This window comes from Albidovulum sp. (assembly GCF_049646345.1).
In the GTDB taxonomy this organism is placed as follows: Bacteria; Pseudomonadota; Alphaproteobacteria; order Rhodobacterales; family Rhodobacteraceae; genus Albidovulum.
In genome coordinates this window covers 1-2,968 of the sequence record NZ_JBARVQ010000644.1, presented here as the reverse complement: position 1 = coordinate 2,968, position 2,968 = coordinate 1, and the positions used below count along the sequence as shown (strand labels likewise).

3 protein-coding genes are annotated in these 2,968 nt (G+C 60.0%); all 3 read left to right on the top strand.

All coding sequences use genetic code 11. The features are described from left to right. The coding region (locus WBB85_RS16855) for a hypothetical protein (protein ID WP_432639757.1) at positions 1-2,097 on the top strand (2,097 nt) is incomplete at its 5' end. A 124-nt stretch (positions 2,098-2,221) separates the two neighbouring features. Then, positions 2,222-2,509, top strand: a complete 288-nt coding sequence (locus WBB85_RS16850) for a hypothetical protein (RefSeq protein ID WP_432639756.1) — start codon at positions 2,222-2,224, stop codon at positions 2,507-2,509. Continuing rightward, on the top strand, positions 2,509-2,968 hold a 460-nt coding region (locus WBB85_RS16845; protein ID WP_432639755.1), incomplete at its 3' end, for a hypothetical protein. The genes WBB85_RS16850 and WBB85_RS16845, both read left to right, overlap by 1 nt.

Genomic DNA, 2,968 nt, shown 5'->3' with positions numbered 1-2,968 from the left:
ACGATCCCGCTGTCGGGAACCGGCACGGTTGGCGAGATTATCGAGGGCCGCGCGGTATCGGTGGACGATGCCGGCGCCACCACAACGGCATGGGCTGATGTTGATGCGGTTGCGGGCGGCGGCACATGGGCGGGCACAATCAACGTGCCCCGATCGGCATCATGGTATCGCCCGGAAGTGCGGATAAAATCGCAGCCCGCCGTTTCGGCGCAAGGTACGAACCGGTTCGGGTCTGGCCATATGTGGGCGATCTGGGGTCAGTCGGAAATATCCAACTCGGTCAGCGCGGCATACAGCCTGACCACGCCGGTCGCGGTTTCTGACCCCGAGGCGGTGCAGGTGTATCATGGTGCCGGGACCGCGACACCTACGACCACGCGCACCCTGATCACCACGGGGACGCCGCTGACGGCGGCAATGGCGGCAATGGCATCGACGCTGATCGGTGAGCGGCCGGGCGAAAAATTCGCCATCATCATGCAGGCGAAGTCGGGCACTGACCCCAGGTCACTTTCCAACGATGGCGATACCAGTCGCCTATGGTCGGTTGACAAGGCGCTGCACGACTTTGCCACGGCAGACGGGCGCAAAGTGGGCCTTGCCGCGATGTCATGGTTCGCGTCACCGGGAAGCCTTGCTGCGGCCTACGGCGAAGCGATGCTGCCGCTGTTTTCGAAGAAAACGTTGGCCGGGGCTGATGTCACCATACCCGGCACGGTCACTTACACCGGCGGTTCCTATCAAGCGGACCATTGGTTTGGCGAGCTTTATGACTACACCCACACCAAATGGGTGCCATACGGCCCGCACCGCTTTGACCCCACAGTGGATCTTTTGGATGCCACGCATGACGCGGGTGGCGCGATCAACACCACATTAAAAGCCAAGGAAGACGCGCGCGCATCGTGGCGCGCCATGCTTGCAGTGCCTTCTGCCACGATGTTCATGCCGCTGGGCATGGACGTCACGACATATTCGAACGGCGTTTCGGATGGTTCCGGTGGTTGGACGGATGAGCCGCACCCCTCGGGATGGACGGATGATGGCCAGCCGCAATGGATGCGCCTGAACGCGGCCATGCTTATGGAATCGGCGGGCCTGACATCATGGGCCACACCAGAATTTGACAACTGCCTGTGGGAAGCGTCGGGGGCCTATGTCGAAGTCTGGTCATCCGAAGGGCCGATCACCACCACGCGCATTGCCCGTTCCGAGGCCGCTTTGCCCGCGACCTTCCCGCATTGGACCGAAGTTGTCGGGTTCCAGATCAACGGAGTGCCCGCGCAAAACGCAACGATTGTGGCCGGGCGCGTGCGGATAACGCCGAACGGCGGCGGCAATTTCATCTTTTCCGATGTGATCAACTTTGGCGAAGGCGGGGCCACGGGGCAGATCCAGCACCCCGAGGACAATATCAACGCGCTGTGGAAAAACCTGCCGATCGTTGATGTCGGCGTGACGGGCCTTGACGGGGTTCCGGTGCGGCCGATTCCCAACGTGGCGACACTGGCGAACACGCTGCCCGCTGCGGCAAACTTTACAACAGTTGCCGGGCAACTGACCCGCTTCAAGGATCCGGTGAACTGGCCGACCACTGATAACAAGATCACCTTCGAGGTTGACATACTGATCCCCTCGTTCGGCACCACCAACCACCTTTGCGAAATGGACAACGTGCATATCGGCCTGCAAGTCGCGCCGAACAGCCACTTGTTTTTGCAGATCAAGGACAGTGCCGGCGTATCGATCTTTGGATCGGCATCGATCGGCACGGTGACGGCGGGTGTCAGGTTCTTGGTGCGGATCGCTGCGAACATCACCACGAATGAGCTTTGGACAACGATCAACGGCATCACGACGACACGCAGCCTGTTGGCCAATACCGGGCAGTTCGCATCGGCTGGCCGAGGGCTGGCGCTTCTGTCGCGGTCAAGCGGCACCAGCAACAACACCATCGGCACGGTCTACAGTCTTAAGGTCTGGAACGATGTTGCGGCGGGCGGCGGCGTTCCGGCATCTGGCCTTTTGGCTGATGTTTCTGGCCCGGCCGCAGTGGCCAACGTGCATCCATGGAAGTTGGGCGGCAATGTTGTTTGATTTCTTGAGTACATATCTGGCGGGGTTCCGATCGGCGATTGGGATATTGACGCCTTCGGGAACGCCATCAACCACGCCGCGTCAAGCATCGGCGCGAACCAAAACCGATAGAAAAGGAAACTAAATGGCTCACCTAAGCACCGAAGAAACACCCCTCGTTGAAGGCACACAAGATGCCCTTGGCGGCGGGAAAGCCGCGTTGCGAGTTATCGCCAAAAACATGCGCAAGTTGGCAAAGATCAACCTTGACGCCGGGCGCATTCCCGCAAGCGCGGCAGCGCATGACCTGGAGGGCGCGGCCCATGAGTGCCTTGGCCGCCTAATCCGGGCACATGCGGCGGCAATGGTCGCTCTCGAACGGGAATATGACGATGGCGGAATCGTCACCCGTGGCGGCGGTGGCGGTCGATAGTGGACTGGTCGCAGTACCTCTATGTTTCTGCCTTGGCGCTCGCGGTCCTGATTGATCGCGGGCGACTATCGGCAATCATGGTCGCCAACTTCGCGGCAACGGCTGCCTTTTCTTCAGCGCCCCAAATGGTCGCTGTGGCCGATATGGTAACAATAGCCGTCTTGTTGTTCATTGATGCGCGGGCGCGGATAATCGCTGCGCTTTTTGTAACAATGCAGCCCGTTTATTTTCTGGGTGGTCTATTCGACGTGCAAAACGCCACAACTTACACGATAGTTGATTGCATAGCGTACTTACAATTGGCGGTGGTTGGTCGTGGTGGTTGGGGAATGGGTCGTGGTGGTTGGGGAATGGGTCGTGGGGCTTGGGCTGGCGCTAGATTGCGTCTTGGCCGTGGTAATTCTGCGCCGCAATGGCGTGACGGTTCGATCAGTCTGGCGCGAAATAAAGGCGCTGTTA